Origin of the sequence: Solidesulfovibrio sp. DCME, from assembly GCF_049995385.1 — a bacterium.
GTDB lineage: Bacteria > Desulfobacterota > Desulfovibrionia > Desulfovibrionales > Desulfovibrionaceae > Solidesulfovibrio.
The window spans coordinates 1,873,543-1,894,555 of record NZ_CP188261.1; the positions used below are offsets into that span (position 1 = coordinate 1,873,543).

Annotated in this window: 15 protein-coding genes; 9 read left to right on the forward strand and 6 right to left on the reverse strand. The window is 68.2% G+C overall.

The window, feature by feature from the left end:
• Window positions 1-142: 142 nt before the first annotated feature.
• From ACP59X_RS08060 to ACP59X_RS08075, 4 genes are all read right to left on the reverse strand, one after another.
• Window positions 143-1,600: a hypothetical protein gene (locus tag ACP59X_RS08060; RefSeq protein WP_428567560.1), complete on the reverse strand. Its 1,458-nt coding sequence runs from the start codon at window positions 1,598-1,600 to the stop codon at window positions 143-145.
• Window positions 1,601-1,628: 28 nt separating this feature from the next.
• Window positions 1,629-2,990, reverse strand: a complete 1,362-nt coding sequence (locus tag ACP59X_RS08065) for an HlyD family type I secretion periplasmic adaptor subunit (RefSeq protein ID WP_428567564.1) — start codon at window positions 2,988-2,990, stop codon at window positions 1,629-1,631.
• Window positions 2,991-3,054: 64 nt separating this feature from the next.
• Window positions 3,055-5,235, reverse strand: coding sequence for a peptidase domain-containing ABC transporter (locus tag ACP59X_RS08070; RefSeq protein ID WP_428567568.1), 2,181 nt, complete (start codon window positions 5,233-5,235; stop codon window positions 3,055-3,057).
• Window positions 5,236-5,493: 258 nt separating this feature from the next.
• Window positions 5,494-7,491: a glycosyltransferase gene (locus tag ACP59X_RS08075; protein ID WP_428567571.1), complete on the reverse strand. Its 1,998-nt coding sequence runs from the start codon at window positions 7,489-7,491 to the stop codon at window positions 5,494-5,496.
• A gap of 156 nt (window positions 7,492-7,647) precedes the next feature.
• Here ACP59X_RS08075 and ACP59X_RS08080 point away from each other — a divergent pair, with 156 nt between their 5' ends.
• The 5 genes from ACP59X_RS08080 to ACP59X_RS08100 all read left to right on the forward strand — a co-directional run bounded on the left by ACP59X_RS08080 (window position 7,648) and on the right by ACP59X_RS08100 (window position 14,582).
• Window positions 7,648-10,005: a GGDEF domain-containing protein gene (locus tag ACP59X_RS08080; protein ID WP_428567574.1), complete on the forward strand. Its 2,358-nt coding sequence runs from the start codon at window positions 7,648-7,650 to the stop codon at window positions 10,003-10,005.
• Between the two features lie 120 nt (window positions 10,006-10,125).
• Window positions 10,126-10,872, forward strand: a complete 747-nt coding sequence (locus ACP59X_RS08085; protein ID WP_428567577.1) for an ABC transporter ATP-binding protein — start codon at window positions 10,126-10,128, stop codon at window positions 10,870-10,872.
• Window positions 10,873-10,902: 30 nt separating this feature from the next.
• Window positions 10,903-11,664 carry an acetolactate decarboxylase gene (budA, locus tag ACP59X_RS08090; protein WP_428567581.1) on the forward strand — a complete coding sequence of 254 codons (762 nt, stop codon included), beginning with the start codon at window positions 10,903-10,905 and terminating at the stop codon, window positions 11,662-11,664.
• A 3-nt stretch (window positions 11,665-11,667) separates the two neighbouring features.
• Window positions 11,668-12,600 carry a hypothetical protein gene (locus tag ACP59X_RS08095; protein WP_428567584.1) on the forward strand — a complete coding sequence of 311 codons (933 nt, stop codon included), beginning with the start codon at window positions 11,668-11,670 and terminating at the stop codon, window positions 12,598-12,600.
• Window positions 12,601-12,611: 11 nt separating this feature from the next.
• Complete coding sequence (locus tag ACP59X_RS08100; protein WP_428567588.1) at window positions 12,612-14,582, forward strand: O-antigen ligase family protein; 1,971 nt, start codon at window positions 12,612-12,614, stop codon at window positions 14,580-14,582.
• A gap of 6 nt (window positions 14,583-14,588) precedes the next feature.
• Here the strand turns inward: ACP59X_RS08100 and ACP59X_RS08105 are convergent, their stop codons facing one another.
• Window positions 14,589-15,044, reverse strand: coding sequence for a hypothetical protein (locus ACP59X_RS08105; RefSeq protein WP_428567590.1), 456 nt, complete (start codon window positions 15,042-15,044; stop codon window positions 14,589-14,591).
• Between the two features lie 292 nt (window positions 15,045-15,336).
• On the opposite strand from ACP59X_RS08105, the gene ACP59X_RS08110 reads away from it, so the two are divergent.
• From ACP59X_RS08110 to ACP59X_RS08125, 4 genes are all read left to right on the forward strand, one after another.
• Window positions 15,337-16,275, forward strand: a complete 939-nt coding sequence (locus ACP59X_RS08110; protein WP_428569832.1) for a polysaccharide deacetylase family protein — start codon at window positions 15,337-15,339, stop codon at window positions 16,273-16,275.
• An 8-nt stretch (window positions 16,276-16,283) separates the two neighbouring features.
• On the forward strand, window positions 16,284-17,450 hold the full coding sequence (locus tag ACP59X_RS08115) for a hypothetical protein (RefSeq protein ID WP_428567592.1): 1,167 nt from the start codon (window positions 16,284-16,286) through the stop codon (window positions 17,448-17,450).
• Between the two features lie 77 nt (window positions 17,451-17,527).
• Window positions 17,528-19,003: a sigma 54-interacting transcriptional regulator gene (locus ACP59X_RS08120; RefSeq protein ID WP_428567595.1), complete on the forward strand. Its 1,476-nt coding sequence runs from the start codon at window positions 17,528-17,530 to the stop codon at window positions 19,001-19,003.
• A 6-nt stretch (window positions 19,004-19,009) separates the two neighbouring features.
• Window positions 19,010-20,251 (forward strand): glycosyltransferase family protein, encoded by a 1,242-nt coding sequence (locus ACP59X_RS08125; RefSeq protein WP_428567597.1) that lies wholly within the window; start codon window positions 19,010-19,012, stop codon window positions 20,249-20,251.
• A gap of 99 nt (window positions 20,252-20,350) precedes the next feature.
• On the opposite strand, the gene ACP59X_RS08130 is transcribed toward ACP59X_RS08125, so the two are convergent.
• Window positions 20,351-20,959 (reverse strand): LysE family translocator, encoded by a 609-nt coding sequence (locus ACP59X_RS08130; protein WP_428567599.1) that lies wholly within the window; start codon window positions 20,957-20,959, stop codon window positions 20,351-20,353.
• Between the last annotated feature and the right edge of the window lie 54 nt (window positions 20,960-21,013).

Sequence of the window (21,013 nt, forward strand, 5' to 3'; positions counted from 1 at the left end):
CGATGCGGCCGGCGCGGGCCGACCGGCCCGTCACCGGGCGGCTCCCTGCCCATGCCATCCTGATCGGGCGGATGGCATGGGCAGGCCGCCGATGGCTTCCCTCTCCCCCCGAAAACGCGCATCCGTTTCCGGGGAGCTTGCCTCAGGCCTTTTTCGGCTCCAGGCTGACGCCAAGCGTCTCCAGGGGGTCCCCCTGGACCGGGGATTTGAGGAATTCGCCGTTGCGGGTGGCGGGCACGGGGCCCGCCTGCATGAACGTACCGGAATAGACGATGTCGAAGCGGCTGGCGGCGACGCCGGTAAGCCGGGCGGCAAACCCGAGCAGCGGCGCGCCCATGCCGCGGGTACCGGTGAACTGCGGCGGGCTCACCCAGGGCATGAGGCGGCCGTCATAGGTGACGGCGGCGTATTCGAGCTCGTTGAGGTCGAGGCCTTCGGCGTAGAGGGCGATGGCCTCCAGGCGCCGTCCGGAGCCGGGGCGGCCGGCGGTCTGTCCGGGTTCGAAGGCCACGTCGCCTTCGCGTTCGATATGGCCGGCCATGCGGATGCCCGGGACGTCGGCGGGCTGGGCGGCGGGCTGAGACGCCGGTGCGGGCTGAGACGCCGGTGCGGGCTGAGACGCCGGTGCGGGCTGGGCCGCCGGCTGGGCCGTGGGCGGCGTGAACGGCTGCGGCGCGGCGGCCGGGAAGCCACCCGGCTGCGGGAACCCACCCGGCTGCGGGAAGCCGCCGGGCTGGGGAAAGCCGCCGGGCTGGGGAAAGCCGCCGGGTTGCGGGAAGCCGCCGGGTTGCGGGAAGCCGCCGGGTTGCGGGAAGCCGCCGGGCTGCGGGAAGCCGCCGGACTGCGGGAAGCCGCCGGGCTGCGGGAAGCCGCCGGACTGCGGGAAGCCACCCGGCTGCGGGAAGCCGCCCGGCTGCGGGAAGCCGCCCGACTGCGGGAAGCCGCCCGGCTGCGGGAAGCCGCCGGGTTGGGGTGTCAGGGAAAAACCGGGCGCCGGCTGGGCGAAAGCAGGCGGCATGGTGGGCTGCGGCGTGGGCTGCTGGAGGCCGACGCCGCCGGGGAACGGCTGGGGCCGGCCTCCCTGGGGCTGAAAGGTCTGGAAGGCGGGTTGGGCGTCGGCCTGGGGAAAGCCCGCGGGCTGGGCGCCGGGGTAGGCCGGGGCGCCGGGGGCGAAGGCCGGTGCCCCGGCCGGCTGGTGGGTGTTTTGGGCGAAGGGTGCGGGCTGGGCCGGGGCGTCGGCCTTGAGCCGCTCGATATCCATGCGAATACCGGTCGTGGCGTAATCGCTGGGCCGGTAGGTGGTGAAAAGGAGCACGCCGCCGGGATTGTCCACGGTCAACAGGGACTGGTCGCCGGGGCGTTGCAGCCAAGCCACGATGCCGTCGGCGGTGTCGAGGCGGGCGGCGGCGCGGCAGCCGGGCAGCACCATGACGGCAACCGCCGGGAACGAGGTTTCGACCACGGTTTTGGAGGGATGCTCCATGCCGCCCACGGCGATGCGGTAGGATCCTGGAGGGAAGGGGACCAGGGTGACCTCGCTGGTGAGCAGGGTTTCCAGCCGGGCGCCCGGCGTGGATGCGTGCGGTTGCTGCGGTTGCATATGGGGCTCCTTGTCGATGTGACGGGGCTTAGGGTTCGCGGATGGATTCACCGAAGATGCGCAGCAGCGGCCAGGTGATGTAGGTGATGACCGTACGGCTGCCGACCCTGATGTCCGAGGACAACGTCATGCCCGGTACGAGGCGGAAGTCCGGCGGCAGGTTGATCATATGGTCCATGCTGGTGATGCGCAGGCGCCCCTCGTACACGAACTTGCGGCCGACCGTCGTGTCAATGGTCTGGGCGTCCTCGGCGATGGTCCGCAACTGGGCGTCGAGATAACCGTATTTTTGAAAAGGATAGGTATCGAGCTTGATTTCGGCCGGGTCGCCCTGTCGGATGTAGCCGATGTCGGAGGGATCGACGTACACGGCCGCCTCCAGGGGGGCGTTTAGTGGGACTAGGGTCATGATGGTCTCGCCGCTTTTGATGACCGTGCCGGGGTTGTAGTTGGCGATATCGAGGACCACGGCGTCGCTGGGCGCGGTCAGGACAGTGAGTTCCTGGAGGCGTTCGGCCTTGGACAGGTCCTCTTCCACGCCCTGGAGGTCCTTGCGGCCGATGGTCACCTGGCTGACGATGTCGTTGCGCCAGTTTTCGATGAAAGCTTCCTTTTCCGCCAGCAGTTGGGCCAGGTCGTGGCGCTTGGAGGCCAGGGCGCCCTTGAGCTGTTCCATGGAGACGTTGGTCTGGGCCAGGTGGTTTTCCGCCTCGAGCAGGGAGAGGCGGGAATCCGAGCCCTGTTCGTAGACCTTCACGCGCATGCCGACCAGTTCCTGGGCCACGGCCACCTGCTTTTCCATTTGGGTGCTTTGCCGTTGCAGGGCCTGGATGTCGTGCTGGTACTGGGAGATCTTGGTGTTGACCGTGCGGAGCTTGGCCGAGAATTCCTCGAAGCGTCCGGCCAGGAGCTTTCGCTGGGTTTCCACATCCTGGGCCGACGCGCTGGCCGGGGCAATGAAGGGCGCTCCGTCGAGCTCGCTTTCCAGGCGAGCTAACAGGAGGGAATCATAGGTTTTTGTTTTTTGCAAGCGGCTGGCGTCAGCGGTGGAGAAGGTGGGGTCCAGCCGGAGCAACACGTCGTCCTTTTTGACCGTGGCGCCGAGCCGGACATCGATGCTGCGGATGATGGCATCCTGCAAGGGGGAGATGTTGATGTTCTTGCCCGAGGATACGATCTTGCCGTAGGCCGAGATGATCTTGTCGGTCTGGGCGAAAAACGACCAGACAAAAAAGATCAGGAACATGACGATGATGGTGTACAGCGTCAGCCGAGCGGCCCAGGGGAGGGGGGTCAGCTCGAGTTCGTCGGCGTCCGGCTGGAATTCCAGGGCTTCCTTGGGCAGGGCCGGTTTGTCTTTTTTGGGGATGAATTTCTCGAGCATGCTCATGGAGTCGTGCCTTCGTCTTTGTTCCCTCGGGAGAGGTTGCGCCGCGGGACCCGGCAACCGTGTGCTAGGAGACGGCCTGGTTTTGCAGCAAGCCCATCAGGTGTCGGTTTTGCTTGTACCACAGGTCGGCGTAGATGGGACAGGTGCGCAGCAGTTCGTCGTGGGGGGCGTTGCCGATGAGTTTGCCTTTTTCCAGCACGATGATGGAATGGCACATGGTCAGCATGGACAGGCGGTGGCTGACGATGAGCATGGTGCGTCCCTGGGCGATGGCCGTAAGGTTGGCCTGGATGATGGCTTCGGATTCGGCGTCCAGGGCGCTGGTGGCCTCGTCGAGGATGAGGATCGAGGGCTGGGTGAGCAGGGCCCGGGCGATGGAAACGCGCTGGCGCTGGCCGCCGGACAGGTTGGAGCCGCCTTCGAAAAGCATGGTGTCGTAGCCCTTGGGCAGAAGCTGGACGAACTCGTCGGCTCCGGCCATGCGGGAGGCGAAAACGATTTCCTCGAACGTGGCCGAGGGTTTGGTGACGGCGATGTTGTCGCGTATGGTGCCCTCGAACAGAAAGCTTTCCTGGAGGACCACGCCGATGGAGCGGCGCAGGTGGGGCAGGTCGTAGTCGCGCATGTCCAGGCCGTCGATGGTGATGCGGCCCTGCTGCAGGGGATAGAGCCCCTGGACGAGGCGGGTCAGGGTGGATTTGCCGGAGCCCGAGCGGCCGACGATGCCGATGATCGAACCGGCGGGAAAGTGCACGGTGACGTCGGTCAGCGCCGGCGGCGCGTTCTCGTTGTAGCGGAAGTTGACGGATTCGATGCCGATGCTGCCGCTTATGGGGGAAATGAGGCCGCGGTTGTTGAGTTGCTGTTCGATGGGGCGGTTCAGGATGGTGCCGAGGAGCGAAACGGAAACGACGACTTCCTGATATTCGTGGAGCAGGCCAAGCATCTTCACCAGGGGGGCGGTGATCAGGTTGCTGAGCATGATGAAGGCCACGATGCTGCCCAAGGTCATCTCCTGATCGATGGCCAGGGTGCAGCCATACCATAAAATGGCGACTCGCAGGAGGGTTTGAATCGCCTCGCTCATGAAGGTAACTTTCAGGGAAAGTTTCTTGATTTTATGGTATTGGCTGATGGTGGTGGCCGAGTCCTGTTCCGTCCTCCTGTAGCGGAACGGTTCAAGAGCCAAGGACTTTATGGTGCCGATCCCGCGAAGCGTTTCCACGAGGTATCTGTTTTTTGTAGCCTCGGCGTTCTGAACCTGCGTCATCATATAGCGAAACGAACGCATGGTGGCGAACATGATGCAGAGGATGAGCCCGATTCCGGCCAGGACGATGCAGGTCATCTGCCAGGAATAAAAAAACAGCACCGGAACGATAAAGACAATCAGGCTCAAATCGAAAAACGTCGTCAGCAGCGTGCCCGTCATGAACTGCCGGATGCGTTCCTTCTGGAACAGAAAACGCGTGATCAGTCCGATGGGCGTGAAATCGAAGAAATCGATGGGCAGGCGGAGAATGTGGCTGTAGATGGCCTTGTCCAGGCGGAGGTCGACCTTGTTCGTGATGAACAGGGTGATGTATTCCTTTAAATAGTCAAGTAATTTCTGGAAGATGACCACCAACAGCATGGCCAAGGACAGGACGATCAGGGTGGACAGGGCGCGATGGCCGACCGCCTTGTCGAAAACGATCTGCATGTAGATCGGGAAGGCCAGGGCCAGCAGGTTGACGGTGAAGGTGGCCAGGCCGACGTCGCGGAACAGCTTCTTGTGCCGCACCATTTCCGGAATGAACCATTCCAGGCCGAAGGGTTTGTGTGTGTCGGCGGCCTTGTAGATTTTTTTGAAGAGGAAACATTCACCGGCCCATATTTCCTCGAACGCATTTTGCTTCAGAAAGACGAATTCCAGGGAGCCGCGACTCGGGTCGACAATGGCAATGTCGCCACTGTGTTCCGTGCCGCGCACGCCGGAAACGATGATGTACTTGTCGTCGCGCAGGCGGGCGATAAACGGGAAGACGTTGCCGATATAGAAAATTTTTTTCCAGCTCAGATGGGCGCGTTTGCTTTTGAGCCCCAAGTCCTTGGCAATGCGCAGCAACAAGAGTGGCTCAAGGTTCACTGAATTGATATTATACTTGTGCGCGAGGGATTCAGCCGTCAGATCGATGTGGTGATGCCGGGCCAGGAGTAAAAAACAAAACAGTCCTGAATTACTGCGAAGCTGGTCGGTGGTCATGCTGTTACGGTTCCTTGGCGGCGATCATGAACACGGAAGGGCGGCTGGCTGTGGAAGAAGTCGCACGCCGTGCAGTTCATAACCCTGCCACGATCGTGAAGTTTATGTCAATGCGTTTTTCCGGACATGCTGGAAAAGCCGAATGATCCACCATGGTTGGCCGATGCGTCCGCAGAACGCCTCCGCCATGGGAACAGACAGTCGCCGGCCGGGAAATGCGTCCGCAGGCGTGGTGGCCGCCCTGGCGTTGCGCAGTTTTCAGGCAGGGCCGCACAGGGCGCGCAGGTGTTCCCGGTAGGCCAGGCCGACGGTGCGCGGATGATGCCGGACGGCGATGTGTTCCCGGCCGGCGGCGGCGCGACTGGCCGCCAGTTCCGGCGACCGGGCGACCAGGTGCATGGCCCGGGCCAGGGCCTCGATGTCCGGGTCGGCCCACAACAGCCCCTCGCCGAAAGGGTACTCCCCGGCGCCGATGGGCGAAAGCCGGTAGCCCACGGGAAAGCCCGTTTGCGGCGTGAGGAAGTCCACGCTGCCCGAGTGGTTGGTGGCGATGACCGGTTTGCCAAGGAGCATGGCCTCGGCCAGGGTCCGGCCGAAGCCCTCGGCCCGGTGGGGCGAGAGGTAGGCGTCGCAGGCGGCGAAAAGCCCGAGCACGTCGCCCCGGTCCAGGGTGTCGCGCACGAAGGCGATGCGCCGGTCCAGGGCGGCCGCCTCGGCCAGGGCCAGCCAGCGGGGGTCGTCCTCCCGGGCGTTCATGGTCTTGAGCACCAAGCCCACTGGGGCGTCGCTGCCGGCAAAGGCCTCCCGGAAGGCGGCGATGGCGGCCAGGGGGTTTTTGCGGGCCAGGTAGGAATTGCAGTCAAAGGTATACAGGAACAGGAACCGGTCGTCGGGCAGGCCGAAGAAGGAGCGGGGCCGGGGCGTGAGCCGGTCCACGGACACGGCCATGGGCATAAGCCGCACCGGGATCGGCGCGCTTTTGGCGAAGGCGTCCCTGGTGTGGGCGCTGGAAACCCACAGTTCGTCCATCAGCCCATAGGCGTCGGCCATGACCTCGGGCCAGGCCGGCAGCTCCCAGGGCCAGTAGCCGACGTTGACGCGCCCGGAAAAAAGGGCGTCCCCGCGTTCCAGCCAGATGCGGGCCGTGTCCAGGCCCGTGAGGCAGAAGATGTTGACCGGATAGGGCGCGTCCTCGGCCAGGCAGGCGTCGAGGTAGCCGTCGGCCTCCCGGGTGTTCGAGCCCACGGGGATATTGACCACGGCGAAGGGCGTGTCTACCTGGGATAAGGCCAGGGCGCACATGCGCGAATCCTCGCCGATGCCGAGTTCCCCCCGGGCGTAGCCGATGATGTTGGCGCCGAAGGGGTGCCGCGGCCGGCAGGCGGCCGACGGGCTGCGCGTCTGGGCCGCGGGGACCGCCAACGAGGCGGCCAGCCGCTCCATGGCCCGGGTTTCCGCCAGCCAGGCGGCGAGCTGGGCCTGGCCCCCGGGCGTGGCCGGGTTTATGCGCCCGCGCGCCGCCTCGTCCGCCCACCAGGCCAAAAGCCCCAGGGGCGTCAGGCCGGCCGGGCCGGGCAAGGGCGCAAGCAGGCTGCCGGGCGGCAGCCAGGCCACATAGGCCTGGTGCCGCATTTCGGCCACGCCGTGGGCGAAGTACCAGGCCAGCAGGCCGGAGGGGCCGTGGGGCGCGTCGAGGTCGAAGGCGTCGCGGACGTCGGCGCGGTTTTCCCACAGCAGCCGGGCAATCCGGGGAAGCGGCAGCCCGGCCGGCGCCAGCGGCGGCGTCACCGGGGCCAGCAGCCAGTCCCGCTCCCGGGCGTCGAGGAGGTCGAAGAGCTTGAGTTCCGGTATGGCGCAGGCGTAGAACCAGGCGGCCATGGCCCGGCGCCCCCGGGCGGTGGACAGGTCGTGCCCGGCGGCGTCCTCGGGCCGCAGGCGCCGCATAAAGTCCATGAGCCGGGTGACGGAAGCGTCCCGCGGCGCCGTGGCCGGGATGAGGACCTCGCCGGCCAGGGCCACGTCCGCGGGCGTCGGATCGCCGGCCATGGCCGGGAATTCGAGGGGGACGGAGACGAGCCACCACAGGGCCATGTCCAGTCGGGTGCGGGGATCGTCCAGGCTGCGGCCGGCGCGGATGTCGTCGCGCAGGTGCCAGGCCAGGACCATCTCCTTGGACAGTTCCACCGACGGGAGGGGGCGTTCGGTCACAGGGGCGTGCATGGCCGGCATGATGCGAAAAAGGCGTTCGCCTGGCAAGTCGCTCGCGGCCCTGGGCGACACGAGGGGCGGATCGTCACGGAATCGTCATGGCAATGTCGACCCGGCGTGTCCCGGTCCTGTCGCGGGGCATGCTAGCTAGGTGCGGTTTGCCCGGCGGCCGGGCAGGACAGGGCAAAGCAGCAAGGATATTTTATGTTGTCAACGCCTCGCCTGGAAGAGGCTTTCCTCAGAGCGGACGTCGCGGCCGGCATGGGCCTGGCTTCCGGGTTGCTGCGCGGCGAAGGCCGGGAAGCCGTGGCCGCCCATCTGGCCGGCGGCGGCGACCTGGGCTTGGTCTTGTTGGAAATTCAGGATTTTTCCCTGTTGCGCCGGCTTTTTCGGCCGGAGGTGGCCGCCGCGGCGGCCGAAGCCATGGCCGTGGCCGTCGATGGGCTGACGGCGCGCCGGCGGGGCGAGTACGCACCGTACCTGACCGAGGCCCTGGAGCCGGGCCGGGTGCTGGTGGTGGCCGGGGGGCGCGATGTCGACGGCGACGGCCTGGACCGCCTGGCGGCGAGCCTGCGCCTGGAGGTGCGGGCCTGCCTGCGCGAGGAGGGCGTGCGCCTCACCGGCCGGCCCCTGGAAATCCGCTGCGGCGCGGCGGCGGTCATCGCGCCCGGCCCGGCGGCCCCGGTGGCGGCCCTGGACGCGGCCCTGGCCGCGGCCCTCTCCGAAGCCCTGCGCCTATGCGGCGGCGGCGAGGGGGGCGGGGCGCCGGCGTTGCGGGAATTCCGCGAGATTCTCGAACTGGCCCGGGTCCGGGCCGTCTATCAGCCCATCGTCAACCTGCGCGGCGGCGAGGTCTTCGCCTGGGAGGCCCTGGCCCGGGGGCCGGCCCGCAGCGTCCTGGAATCGCCGGCCATGCTCTTCGACGTGGCCGAAGAGGCCGGGGCCGTCTTCGCCCTGGAAAAGGTCTGCCGCGAGGCGGCCATCAAGGGTTTTACCCGGCGCGGCCAGGGGGCCAGGCTTTTTTGCAACGTCCACCCCCGCACGTTGCTCGACCCGGAGTTCACCCCGGGCGAAACCAGGCGGCTGCTCGACAAATACGGCATGGAGCCCCGCGACGTGGTGCTGGAGATCACCGAGCGCCACAGCGTCAAGGACTTCAACCTGTTCTACCGCACCCTGGCCCACTACCGCGACGCGGGCTACGGCGTGGCCGTGGACGACGTGGGCACGGGCTATTCGGGCCTGCTGTCCATCGCCGAGATCCAGCCCGACTTCATGAAGATCGACATGTCGCTGGTGCGCGGCGTGGACGCCAACCCGGTCAAGCGGGCGCTGCTCGAAACCCTGCTGACCTTTTCCGAAAAGGTCGGCTGCCGCATCGTGGCCGAGGGTATCGAGACCGAGGAGGAGCTGGCCTGCCTCATCCGGCTGGGCGTCCACTTCGGCCAGGGCTATTTCCTGGGCCGGCCCCAGTCGCCGCCCGAGCCCCTGCGCGAGGAAACGCGGCTGGCCATCATCCGGGGGGCGAGCCAGGCCGTGGACGGCCTCAAGTGCGCCTCGCCCATAAGCGACCTGGCCGAGCGGCCCCATCAGGTGGCGCCCCAGGAGAGCGTGGCCGAGGTCAAGCAGTTCTTCGACGCCAACGAGGCGGTCCACGCCGTGGCGGTCGTGCGCGACGGCCGGCCCGAGGGGCTGCTCATGAGCCACCACCTGGACCGGCTGCTCAGCACGCCCTACGGCCTGGCCCTGTACCTGCGCCGGGAGGTCTCCCGGGTCATGGACGCCTCGCCGTTGGCCGTGGAGTGGGACACGCCCGTGGAAGTGGCCGCCCAGGCGGCCATGGCCCGGGACCGGGAAAAGCTCTACGACCCCATCCTGGTCACCTGCCGGGGAAGGCTCACGGGCATGGTCTCGGTGCGGCGCATCCTCGACGCCCTGGCCTGCGTCCAGGTGGAGATGGCCAAGGGGGCCAACCCGCTCACGGGCCTGCCCGGCAACGTGGCCATCGAGCGCGAGATCGCCCGGCGGGCCGAGGCCGGCCGGCCCACCTCCTTCGTTTACGTCGACCTCGACAACTTCAAGGTCTTCAACGACGTCTACGGCTTCCAGGACGGCGACAAGGCCATCCTCATGACCGCCCGCATCCTGGGCGAGGCCCTGGCCGCCCACGGCGCCTCGGACGATTTCCTGGGCCATGTGGGCGGCGACGACTTCGTCATCCTGTGCGACGCCGCCTCGGTGGAGCCGGTGTGCGACGCGGCCATCGCCGCCTTCGCCGCCGCCTCGCCGGCCCTGTACGGCTCCGGGGACCGGGAGCGCGGCTACATCGAGGGCCAGGGCCGCGACGGCCGGGTGGGGCGCTTCGACCTGCTCACCATCTCCATGGGCGCCGTGGACTGCGCCTTTGCCGTGCCCGTGACCATGGACGAACTGGGCCTGCGGGCGGCGGCGGTCAAGAAATACGCCAAGTCCCAGGCCGGCAACTCCTTTGTCCGCGACCGCCGCGCCCCCCTGGGGCTGGCCGAGGGCCAGGCCGACGCCCCGCCCCGGGCCGAGGCCTGAGGCGTCCCCGGCCGGCTCTTTTTCCCGGCCGGGGGCGCGGGGATATTGCCTTTGGCCGCGAATGCGGTCAAAGTGGCGCCGCTTTTCCATCGCAAGCCCATTGCCATGACAGCGCAACCCATGATCGAGATACGGGGCCTGACCAAGGCCTTCGCCGGCCAACCGGTCCTTCGCGGCGTGGACATGACCGTGCCCGAGGGGGCGGTCACGGCCGTCATCGGCAAGTCCGGCGAGGGCAAGAGCGTGCTTTTAAAGCACATCATCGGCCTGCTCAAACCCGATGCCGGCGACATCCTGTTCCGGGGCCAGGCCCTGTCCGCCGTGGGTACGGCCGAGCGCAAGGCCTTTCGCCGCCGCTGCAGCTACATGTTCCAGAGCATGGCCCTGTTCGATTCCCTAAACGTCTTCGACAACATCGCCCTGCCGCTTCGCGAGACGTCCCGGCTGCCCGAAGACGTGGTGGCCGAGCGGGTGGGCGCCATGGCCGCCCGGCTGGAGCTGTCGGGCATCCTGGCCAAGTTTCCGTCCCAGATTTCCGGGGGCATGCAAAAGCGCGTGGCCCTGGCCCGGGCCCTGGTCACCGAACCGGGGCTGGTGCTTTTCGACGAGCCCACCACCGGCCTCGACCCCATCCGCAAGGCGGCGGTGCTGGCGCTTATCGACCAGTCGCGCCGGGAATTCGGCTTCACGGCCGTGCTGGTCAGCCACGACATCCCCGACGTCTTCGGCGTGGCCGGCCACGTGGCCATGCTGGATGCGGGCCGCATCGTCTGGGAAGGCCCGCCCGAGGCCATCGCGGCTGTGGGCGATCCGGTGGTGCGCCGGTTTCTGGCCGGCCAGCCCGACCCCGAAGACTCCGACATCTGATCGCGGCCGACCGGCCAAGGAGGCTTGCCCATGTCGCAATGCGCGCGCGCGTTTGGGGCGGCGTTTTGGACCGCCGTGTTCTTCGCTCTGTCCGTTGCGGCCGGTTCGGCCGCCAGCCTCTATCAGGTCGGGACCATCGAGTCCCTGTCCGCCGGGGACTACGCCGGCCGGGAGACCTACGCCGCCCTGGCCCGCCACGGCGACTTCGGCCTGGGCACCTTCACCAACCTCGACGGCGAGATGCTGGCCCTGGACGGCCGGTTCTACCAGGTCAAAAGCGACGGCCTGGTGCGCCGGGCCAGCCCGGGGCAGAAGGCCCCCTTTGCCCAGGTCGTGTTTTTTACGGGTGCCCTCGACCTCGGCCACCTGGACGGCTTGGATCTGGCGGCACTCGGCCAGGCCCTCGCTTCCCGGCTGCCCGACCCCACCCGGTTTTACGCCGTGCGCGTGGACGGGCTTTTTGGCGCGCTGACCCTGCGCAGCGTCCCGGCCCAGCACCAGCCCTGGCCGACCCTGGCCGAGGCGGTCCGGCGGCAGGCGACCTTTCCCCTGACCGACGTGGCCGGCACGCTCATCGGCATCTATTCGCCCAAGGGCACGGCCGCCCTGTCGCCCACGGGCTGGCACTTCCATTTCCTGTCCGCCGACGGCCGCCACGGCGGCCATGTCCTGGCCGCCACGGCCACGGTCGCCAAGGCCCGGGGCGATGCGGTCACGGACCTGCGCCTGGTGTTTCCCGAGGGGCCCACGCCGCGCGGCGACATCGCCGCCCCGGCCGCCGGAACCGAATAAGGCATGGGCCGCAACCTCCTCGACCGCTTGATGCCCGGCGAGCGCCGGCCGCCGGCGCGCGTTGCCGAGGCGCCGGTGCGCGCGGCCCGGGAGCGTGCCCGGGAACTCCTTACCCGGGCGGCCACGCGCCTGGACGGGCTCTATGCCCTGCTGGAGTCCGACGATGGCCGCGACGCCGCCTTGCTGGCCGACCTGCTGGCCGAGGACCTCGACACGGCGGCCGCGGTGCTTGGCTGGCGCGAAAAGCGCTCCCTGACCCTGGAGCGGGCCGAAGGCGGCCTGCTGCCGCCACCGGAAACCCTGGCCGCCTTCGCCGGCCTGGCCGAGGCCCGGCTCGCCGCCCTGGGCCAGGCCCTGGCCCGGCGCCGCGACCGGGATTGGGCCCTGCCCGAGGACCGGTTCCAGGCCAGGGCCCTGTGGCGGGCCCGGGCGGTCCTGCTCGTCGGCGTGGTCGTGCTGTCGGCGGCCATTCTCCTGGGCGAGGCCATGGCCAAACGGACCCGGCAGTTCGCCGCCGCCGTGGCCCTGGAGCGCCAGCGCCGCGAGGCCGCCGCCGCCCTGGCCGATATCGCCGGCCTGGCCCAGGCGGCCAAGGCCGCCACGGGCCGCAGCCTGATCGACATCACCGGCAGCAACTGCAGCCTGTGCGGCTGCGACGGCCGGGACCTGCGCAACGCCCCCGAGGGCGATATCTGCGTGCGCAAATGGCATGCCGCCCTGGAGCGCATCGGCCAGGCCGCCGCGGCCGGTCCGGGCCGCCTGGCCCGGCTGGCCCGCGACCCCTGGGGCTCGCCCTATCTGCTCAACGAAAACGAGGGTGAAAGCGCCGATTTTCCCTTCGAGCCGGACACCATCGCCACGGCCGGGCAAAACGGCCTGGCCGGCGACGCCGACGACATCGTCCTGGCCGTGCCCCTGGCCGGGCAGGGGCGGTAGGGCGGGTGGCGGTGGCGGGCCTGTCCCGGCCGTGGCAAGGGGGGCTTGGGGCGGCGGCCCTTGGCGGCAGCCTGCTGGTGGCCGCCCATTTCCTGCTTTCGGCCACGGCCTTGGCCGGGGCCGGCGGGGCGGCCGGCTGCCTGGTCGTCCTGGCCGCCGGGCTTGGCGCGGCCATGGCCTTTGGGGGCCGGGGAACGCGGCTGGGCTTGTCGCTGCTGGGTTTTTCGCTTTTCTTGTTCGGCGTCCAATCCTACGTCTATCCGGCCGTGGTCTTCGGACTTTTCCTCGACGCGGCCACCTTGGCCCTGGCCTGGCGCAACGCCGGCAACCGCTCGCCCGCAACCGGGGCCACGGGCACGGCCCTTGGCGCCTTGGCCTGGCTGGCCTTGGCCTCGACGCTGCTTTTGCCCTGGGGCCGGTTTTTCCAGGCGGCCAGGCTGTTTGGGCCGGTGGAATTTTTCGCGGCCATGGCCTTTTCCTCGGCCGACGCCCCGGCCTACGGCCTGGCTTCGGCCTGGCGGCTGGTCACCTTCGCCGTTTTCGCCCGGGAGCTGGCCCGGCTCGCCGTGGCCGAGCGCTTCACGCTCTTGGGGCGGGGGCTGGCCGGCGGGCTGGCAACGGCCATCGTGTTCGGGTTTTTCGAGCATTTCCAGGGCGACCACTACTTGCTGCACTACCGGTTCACCTCGCTTTTCGCCAATCCGGGCTGGTTCGCCGAATACGCCGCCATCGCCGCGCCCTATCTGCTGCTGCCCCTGGCCGGCCGGTCCCGCCGGGGGCGGCTGGTGGCCGCCGCCACCCTGGCCCTGTGCGGCGCGGCCCTGGTCCTGACCCTGGCCCGGGCCGGCTGGATCGCCGGGAGCCTGACCTTCGCCGCCGCCGCCTGGCTGTATTTGCGCCCCAACCACCTGGTGCGCTGGGAGCGCCCCTGGGGCCACCTGCCGACCCTGGCCGTGGCCGGGGCGCTGGTCGTCGCGCTGGCCGCCTGGGGCGCCGGCCGAGGGCTGTCGGCCGTCAGCCGCCCCATCAACGCCCTGTTGGCCGAGCGGGTGGGCAATTTCACCGAATCGCCCCGGCCGGGGCTTTTTCGGGCCGGGCTGTGCATCGCCGCCGAACGGCCGGCCTTCGGTATGGGGTTTGAAACCTACGCCCGCCACTACCCGGTGCTGTTGGCCACGCCCGGGGCCTGGCTCAACCGCTACGGCGACCCGGCGGCCGAGGTCTTCGAGACCTCGCACAACATGTACGTGCAGCTCGTCTCGGGCCTGGGCCTGGCCGGCCTGGGGCTGTGGCTGGCCATGGCCGGACGGGCGGGGTGGCTGCTGTGGCGGCGGGCCCGGGATTTTGCCAGCCTGCCCGACCTGGTCCTGCTCCTCTCCCTGGCCGCCTTCCACATCTATGCGTTTTTCCAGGAAATGTTCTACGTGCCGCCGGTGCTGCTGCTCCTGTTCGTTCCCCTGGCCCGGGCCATGGCCCTGGAGGGGCGCCAGGCGCGGCCGCCGCGCGCCGCCGGCTGGCTGGTCGCGGCCGCCTGGCTGGTTGCCGCGGCGGGCACGCTCTCCTATGCCGTGGATGCCGGGCTGTCGCGCACGGCGGCGCGGCTGGGCCTGGCCGACTGGCGGGCGCCCGGCGCGGGAGCGGTCTATGAGGGCTTTTATCCGGCCGAGACGGCCGAAGGCGGCCGGGTGTTTCGCTGGAGCGCCGGCGGCGGGGTGATCGTGCCGGCCCCGGGCGCCCGGGAGGCGACCCTGACCTTGGCCGCGCCGGTCCCGGGGGAAGTGGCGGTTTTTGCCGGCGACAGGCTGCTCGAGGTGGTGCGCCTGGCTGGCCGGCCGGTCAGCCGACATTACACCTTGGCTGGAAACGGGGCCAGGGGCGACAATCCCCTTTACGTCCTGCCCGCCCGGTCGTATCTGCCCCAGGCGGCCACGGGCGCGCCCGATCCCCGGCGGCTTGGCCTGGCGGTGGGCGTTGCGCCGTAGGGCCGTCTAGAGATTTTCGGTATTGCGTTCGAAAACCCGCATCTCGTTGACCACCAGATTGCCCAGATCGCGGATCTCCTGATTCTCCTGATTCTCGACGAGGTCGGCCAGAAGCTTGATGTCCTGGGGCAGGCCGCCGAGCACCAGCCGCTTGACCTCGGCCAGGCGGTCCTGGACGTAATTGCGGTCGCGTTTGGCGGCCATGTGCTCGAGGATGTCGGCCAGGTTCATGACGCTTGCGGCCTTCTCGGCATAGATGGCCGAGATGGCGGTCAAATGGGAGAGGATGTTTTTTTCGCCGGGCTGGCTGGACTTGAAATAGAGGTCGGCGGCCTTGCCGGCGTAGTCGTTGAAATGCTCGTAGGAAAGGCGAAAGTGCTTGGCCGCGCCGCAGGCGGCGGAGGCGGCGGCCAGCAGCAGGACGAGGCCGAGGACGCAGGGCGTGGCGAGACGGTAACGCATGCGGACTCCGTGACGAGGCGATCCGCCGGGGGACCGGCTCCCGGGCGGCAAGCGCCACATACCAGTTTTTGCCGACCCGTCAAAGCGGGCCGGGCCGGGCGAGCCCGGCCGGCGGTCCGCAAGCCGCGGGGGGCAGCGGCCGCGACGGCGCCTGGCCGTTGACTTTTGGGATATTTCGACTATTGTATGCTGTGCCCCTGGAGGCTCACGTCTTTAGCATCTTCCTGGATTTACCATGAGAAAGATCCGCAGGCTTTGCATCACGGTTTCCCTTTTTGTCTTGTTTTGCTTCATGCAGGGCGGCATAAGCCGCGCGGGGATAGTTTCCCTGGTTTTTGACGACGGTCTTGAGAGCGTTTATCAATACGCATTTCCTGTTTTGGGGAAATACGGCTTGCCCGCCACGGTGGCTATCATCGCCAACCGCGTGGATGTGGGCGATCAGGATTTCATGGATGAAAACCAACTGCGCCAACTGCAAAAGGCCGGCTGGGAAATCGCTTCTCACAGTCTGACCCACAAGCGGCCCATTGATATACCGAAGTTCCTGGCCGAGGAAAAATGCCTGTTGTTGCGCCGGGTCAACGGCCAGCGCACGCTGTATGACGCCAAGTACAAATACGAGGAGCTGGCCGGCCTGGTGGAAAACGGCCGCCCCCTCAAGGAGCGCTCCAGCGTCAAGCTCGTCAAAAGCGAGCCCGGCAGCTACTACTTCGACGACCTCATCGGCGAGGTCACCGTCCATCCCTTCGACCCGGAAAGCGCCGAGAAACAACAGATCCGGGCCATCTCCTACGAGCGCGAACTGGAGGAGTCCAAGAAGGTACTCACCGGCCTGGGCTTCACGGTCAATACCTACGTGACGCCCCACAACTATTGGACCCCGGAAATGAGCGCCCTGGCCAAGCGCTTCTACAGTCAGGTCGCCGACGGCGGCGACGACTGCAATCGCAAGGGGGCCACCGACCGCTACTGGATCAAACGCTACGTGGTCCACGCCAACGACCCGGCCGAGTCCATCATCGGCCTGGTCAAGGAACACGCCATTCGAGAAAACGCCTGGGTCGTCTTCTGCCTGCACGGCATCGGCTCCGACCTCGGTTGGGAGCCCTGGGACGCGGCCAAGCTGGACCAGTTGGCCGCGTTTCTCAAGCAAAAGGCCGTGCCCGTGGTCACCGTGGACCAGGGCGCGAAATTGTGGTTCGACGGAAAGGGTAAGACCGGGAATTAGCAAGGGGCATGAAACGATCGTTGCGTATCGTGATCGCCGGGTTTGCCGTGGGCTTTCCCCTGGGCGGTCAGTTGTGGATGATGCTGCATTTCGCCGAGGGGCTGGCCCGGCTCGGCCATGAAGTCACGTTTCTGGAAGACACGTCCAACTGGGCCTACCCGTTCGACCCGGTCCTCGGGCACCCCGTGGACAATTCCGTGCGGGGCCGCGAAACGGTCGACCGGCTGTTTCGCCGGGCCGGCCTGGCCGGCCGCTGGGCCTATGTCAGCGAGATCGAGGGCAAGCTCTACGGCATGGACCGGGCGACGCTGGACCGCCGCCTGGCCGAGGCCGACTTCTTCCTCAACGTTTCCGCCGTGCTGCCCCTCAAGGACGAGTACTTCCAGGCCCCGGTCACGGCCGTCATCGACACCGACCCGGTCTTCACCCAGGTCAAGGTGGCCGGCGACCCCTGGACCCACGACTACTACCACCGCCATGACGTCTGCTTCACCTACGGCTACAACCTGCCCGGCGGCGGCACCGAGGTGCCCCTGTCCGACGTGGACTGGAAGCCGCTGTTGCCGCCGGTGATCCTGGACCACTGGCCCGTCGGCCAGGGCCGGGGCGACCGCTACACCACCATCGGCACCTGGGAGGCCCGGGACCGGGACGTGGAAGTGGCCGGGCGCCGGCTTTCCTGGCGCAAAAACGTCAAATACGAGGCCATCCTCGACCTGCCCACCACCCTGCGCAACATTCCCCTGGGCATGGCCATGAGCGGCATGTGCGACGACGCCTGGCGCTACGCCTCGGCCGGCTGGGAGGTGCGCGAGGGACTTGCGGTTTCGCGCGACCCGGACGTTTATCGCGACTACATCCGGGGCTCGCGGGGCGAATTCACCATTGCCAAGGACCAGAACGTGGTGCTCAAAAGCGGCTGGTTTTCCGACCGCACCGCCACCTATCTGGCTTCGGGCCGGCCGGCCGTGGTGGAGGACACCGGCTTTGGGCGCTATCTGCCCGTGGGCGAGGCGCTTTTTCCCTTCGAGGGCCACGACGGCGCGGTGGCGGCCCTGCGCGCCGCCGAGGCCGACCCGGTGCGCGCCGGCAAGGTCGCCCGGGAGATCGCCGGGGACTTTTTTGACAGCGACAAGGTGCTCACCGGGCTTTTGCGCGACTGCGGGCTGGCCTAGGCGGCAATTGCGACGATTTCGGGAGATCGCGCGGGAACCCGTTGAAAACCGTTTGACTTCGGGCTAATAGGTCGCCGATGGCGGAAAAGGCGCTTCTTTTCGTTGCCCCGGCCCAGGCGGTGACCCCTTTTTTCCCCTTTTTCAAGGAGGCGGGCCTCGCCGTCGGCATGGTCGACTCCCTGGCCGCCGCCCTGGCCGCCGTGCGCAAGTCCCCGCCGGCCGTCGTCTTTTCCCAGGCCAAGATCGGCGTCTACACCGCCGAATCCCTGCTGGCCGAGGCCCAAAAAGAGCCCGGCTTCCCGCCGGTCATCGTTTTCACCGACCGGGGCACCGCCGCCGAGGCGGCCCGCTGCCTGGAACTCGGCGCCCGCGACTACTGGCTCGAACCCCTGACCTGGGAGAAGATCCAGGCCGTCGTGCCGCGCGAAGCGGCGCCGGCCCCGGCCCAGCGCCAGGCCCCGGCCGCGCCGGCCGCCGTGGCCGCCCCGGCCCCCGGCGACGTGGCCGGCAAGGGCTTCGCCATCGTCGGCGAACATCCGCTCATCCGACGGGTGCTGGCCCTGGCCCGCCAGGTGGCCAAATCCAAGGCCACGGTGCTCATTTCCGGCGAATCCGGCACGGGCAAGGAGATGTTCGCCCGCTACCTCCACGCCAGTTCCGACCGGTCCGAGGGGCCGTTTGTCGCCATCAACTGCGCCGCCTTGCCGGAACACCTCCTGGAGTCCGAACTGTTCGGCCACGAGAAAGGGGCCTTTACCGGCGCCATCGCCCGCAAGATGGGCAAGTTCGAGCTGGCCTCGGGCGGCACCATCCTCCTCGACGAAATTTCCGAGATGGACCTGGGCCTGCAAGCCAAACTGTTGCGCGTGCTCCAGGAAAGCGAGTTCGACCGGGTGGGCGGCACCGAGACCGTGCAGGTGGACGTGCGCGTGCTGGCCACCACCAACCGCCGCCTGGAAGAGGCCGTGGCCGAGGGCAAGTTCCGCCAGGACCTCTACTATCGCTTGAACGTCATTCCGCTCAAACTGCCGGCGCTTCGCGACCGCGGCGAGGACGTGCCGCGCCTGGCCCTTTTTTTCGTCGAAAAGTACCGCAAGGCCTACAACCTGCCGCGCCTGGCCTTTTCCCAGGACGCCAAGGAATGGCTGGTCGGCTACGACTGGCCGGGCAACGTGCGCGAGCTGCAAAACCTCATGGAGCGGGCGGTGCTGCTGGCCGGCGCCGGCCCCATCCGCAAGGCCCATTTCCTGCTCGACGGCGAAAACTGGCAGGAGGAGCCCGCGCTCGAGGCCGAAGCGGCCACCGCCGAGGACGAGGCCGAGGAGGCCGAAGCCTTCGACCCGGCCGCGGCGGCCAGGCTCTTCGACGGCGCACCCGCCCCGGGCACGGGCGAGGTGGTGCCCCTGGAGGTCATGGAGCGGCACATGATCATCAAAAGCCTGGACCGCACCGAGGGCAACCGGACCCAGGCGGCCCAGCTGCTCGGCATCTCGGTGCGCACCCTGCGCAACAAACTCAACGAATACCGCAAGCTCGGCATCGACGTTCCCTGATCCCCGATGGCGCCCCCCACGACATACAACATCCTGATGTATTCCCACGACACCTACGGTCTGGGGCATCTGCGGCGGACCATGGCCATCGCCGGGCACCTGCGCCAGCGTGGGGTCAACATCCTCATCCTGACCGGCTCGCCCCTGGCCGGGCGCTACGAGACCCCGGACGGCGTGGATTTCGTGCGCATCCCCGGCATGATCAAGAAGACCAACGAGGAATACCTTCCCCTTTCCATCAAGATCAACGCCCGCCATGCCCTGAACATCCGGCGCAACATCATCGTGGCCACGGCCAAGGCCTTCCAGCCCCACCTGTTCATCGTGGACAAGGCACCCATGGGGCTGCGCCGCGAGGTCATCCCCACGCTCAAGTGGCTCAAGCGCCGCATGCCGCGCACCAAGACCATCCTGGGGCTTCGCGACATCATGGACGATGCCGCCTCCACCAGCCGCGAATGGGCGGAAAAGGGCGTCTACGACGTGCTCGACCGCTATTACTCGGAAATTTGGGTCTACGGGGACAGGGGCCTGTACGATCCCATCACCGAGTATGCCATCCCCGACTCCATCAGCCGCAAGATGGTTTTCACCGGCTACATTCCGCGCCACGTGCCCTCGGCCCAGTCCATGGCCCGGGTGCGGCGCGAGGAGCGGCTGTCGCCCGAGGAGAAGCTGGTGGTGGTGACCACCGGCGGCGGCGGCGATGGCTATCCCCTCATGGACGCCTACCTCGGCATGCTGGAGGCCGGTGGCCTGCCCCAGCACCGGGTGGTCTTCGTCTCGGGGCCTTTCATGCCCAAGTCCGACCGCGAGGCCGTGGCCCGGCGGGCCGGGCGGCTGCGGGCCCGGTTCTACCACTTCTACCGCCGCATGGAGACGCTTTTGGGCCTGGCCGACGTCGTGGTGACCATGGGCGGCTACAACACCACCTGCGAGATACTCTCCCTGGGCAAGCCCTGCCTGGTGGTGCCCCGCGAGGTGCCGCGCCTGGAGCAGCGCATCCGGGCCGAGGTTTTAAGCGCCAAGGGGCTGATCGAATTCCTGCCCTGGGACGCCCTGACCCCCGCCACCATCGGCGAGCGCCTGGCCCGCCTGCTCGACGACCCGGCCCCCTACAAGGCGGCCATGGCCTCCTTTCCCTTCACGGGCCTGTCGGTGATTTCCCGGCGGGTGGCAACCTTTCGCGAGGAGCTGTGCCGCGCGGAGCCGTCCACGTGCGCCGTGCCCGAGGCCGGTTCGTTCTAGGCCGCGCCCCTTGAGAAAATACGAAAGTATTTTTCAAACAATCCATTCCTCCTCGCTGTTGCGCTCGGATGCGCCTCTGTGCGCCTCGAGGGCGCGACGCTAGGCCGCGAAAAAGACCGCCCACAGCCCGAAGGCGGCCAGCATCGCGCCGCACACCCGCTTGATGGTCCGCAGGTGCGCCAAAAGCCGCAGGCGCAGCAGTTTTCCCCCCAAGGCGATGGCCGCCCACCAGAGCATGGAGCCGCAAAACACCCCGGCCACCACGGCCGTGGCCTCGGCCGCCTTGGCCTCGATGCGGCCGAGGCCAAAGCCGGCGAAAATGGCCAAAAAACCGACCACGGTCAGGGGATTGGTCAGGGTGAGCAGGAAGATGGAGGCGAACGCCCCGGCGTAGCGCCGTTTGGGGGGCGCGGCCGGCTTGGGCGCGGCCGTGGCCAGCAGCAGGCGCAGGCCCATGCCGACGAGGAACACGCCCCCGGCCGCCTGGAGGATGCGGGCGTTTTCGGCCAGGAAATCGGAAATGTAGGTCAGGCCGAAGGCGGCCACCGCGCCGTAGAAGGCATCGGCCGCGGCCGCGCCCATGCCGGAGAGCAGCCCCACCCGCAGCCCCTGGGCGATGGCCCGTTGCAGGCACAGCATGCCCACGGCGCCAAAGGGCATGGCGATGATGGCGCCGATGGCGAAGCCCTTGAGGAAAAACGACAGCATGGCCTCGGGGGTAACGGGTTTCCCCGGGCGAGGCAAGGCGGGCCGGCTGGTGCC

What these genes read in the sequence shown, in the direction of transcription:
- ACP59X_RS08120 (WP_428567595.1), top strand. Translation starts at nt 17,528, where the DNA reads ATGGCGGAAAAGGCGCTTCTTTTCGTTGCCCCGGCCCAGGCGGTGACC.
- ACP59X_RS08115 (WP_428567592.1), top strand. Translation starts at nt 16,284, where the DNA reads ATGAAACGATCGTTGCGTATCGTGATCGCCGGGTTTGCCGTGGGCTTT.
- ACP59X_RS08080 (WP_428567574.1), top strand. Translation starts at nt 7,648, where the DNA reads ATGTTGTCAACGCCTCGCCTGGAAGAGGCTTTCCTCAGAGCGGACGTC.
- ACP59X_RS08070 (WP_428567568.1), bottom strand. Translation starts at nt 5,235, where the DNA reads ATGACCACCGACCAGCTTCGCAGTAATTCAGGACTGTTTTGTTTTTTA.
- ACP59X_RS08130 (WP_428567599.1), bottom strand. Translation starts at nt 20,959, where the DNA reads ATGCTGTCGTTTTTCCTCAAGGGCTTCGCCATCGGCGCCATCATCGCC.
- ACP59X_RS08095 (WP_428567584.1), top strand. Translation starts at nt 11,668, where the DNA reads ATGGGCCGCAACCTCCTCGACCGCTTGATGCCCGGCGAGCGCCGGCCG.
- ACP59X_RS08125 (WP_428567597.1), top strand. Translation starts at nt 19,010, where the DNA reads ATGGCGCCCCCCACGACATACAACATCCTGATGTATTCCCACGACACC.
- ACP59X_RS08105 (WP_428567590.1), bottom strand. Translation starts at nt 15,044, where the DNA reads ATGCGTTACCGTCTCGCCACGCCCTGCGTCCTCGGCCTCGTCCTGCTG.
- ACP59X_RS08065 (WP_428567564.1), bottom strand. Translation starts at nt 2,990, where the DNA reads ATGAGCATGCTCGAGAAATTCATCCCCAAAAAAGACAAACCGGCCCTG.
- budA (WP_428567581.1), top strand. Translation starts at nt 10,903, where the DNA reads ATGTCGCAATGCGCGCGCGCGTTTGGGGCGGCGTTTTGGACCGCCGTG.
- ACP59X_RS08110 (WP_428569832.1), top strand. Translation starts at nt 15,337, where the DNA reads ATGCAGGGCGGCATAAGCCGCGCGGGGATAGTTTCCCTGGTTTTTGAC.
- ACP59X_RS08060 (WP_428567560.1), bottom strand. Translation starts at nt 1,600, where the DNA reads ATGCAACCGCAGCAACCGCACGCATCCACGCCGGGCGCCCGGCTGGAA.
- ACP59X_RS08085 (WP_428567577.1), top strand. Translation starts at nt 10,126, where the DNA reads ATGATCGAGATACGGGGCCTGACCAAGGCCTTCGCCGGCCAACCGGTC.